At 46.4% G+C, this 740-nt stretch carries 1 protein-coding gene; it reads left to right on the top strand.

What is annotated here, in order from left to right:
* Positions 1–740 (top strand): DEAD/DEAH box helicase family protein (locus tag ACS8FC_RS17150; protein ID WP_459112974.1); only part of this gene is annotated, 740 nt, incomplete at both ends.

The following is a 740-nucleotide window of genomic DNA, read 5'->3' as shown; positions in this document are numbered from 1 at the left end:
GGTATTGCTGCCACACATATGAATGGCACAACGATTCATAGTTGGTCAGGCATCGGTATCAAAGATGAGCTGAGCGACCGAGATTTGACTACTTTGTCACGCAAACAGTTCTTGGCAGACAGATTAAAAGACACGGCAGTACTGGTCATCGATGAGATATCAATGCTACATGCCAAGCAGCTCAACTTGGTCAGCCAAGTGCTCAAGCATATTCGCAAAAACGACAAAGCCTTTGGCGGCATCCAAGTCGTCGTCGCAGGAGACTTTTTTCAGTTACCGCCAATCGGTAGTAAAGGGGAGACCAATCGTGAAAAATTCGCCTTTATGTCTGAGGCATGGCTCGATGCCAAGTTCCATATTTGCTATCTATCAGAGCAGCATAGACAAGTCAGTGAAGCGGCAAATGGCGGGCTTGATTTGGATGATATTCTGAACCAAATCCGTCGTCAGGAAGTGACCTTTGAGGCGATTGCCGCCTTAGAAAACACGTACGATCAAAGCGTCGATATCAAACGCACTCGTCTCTATACACACAATCTCAATGTTAATAAAATCAATGACAAAGAGTTGGCATTGCTAGACGGTGAGATGATGCGCTTTGAGGCGACCACCACGGGTGACAGTAAGCTGGTTGAGACCTTAAAAAAGACCGTACGTACCCAGGACGAGCTGATTCTCAAAGTGGGTGCAAAGGTGATGTTTATCAAGAATAATGCTGAGCTTGGCGTGTCTAACGGTAC

Source organism: Psychrobacter sp. 1Y4 (assembly GCF_051847555.1).
This window is presented reverse-complemented; position numbering and strand designations above follow the sequence as displayed.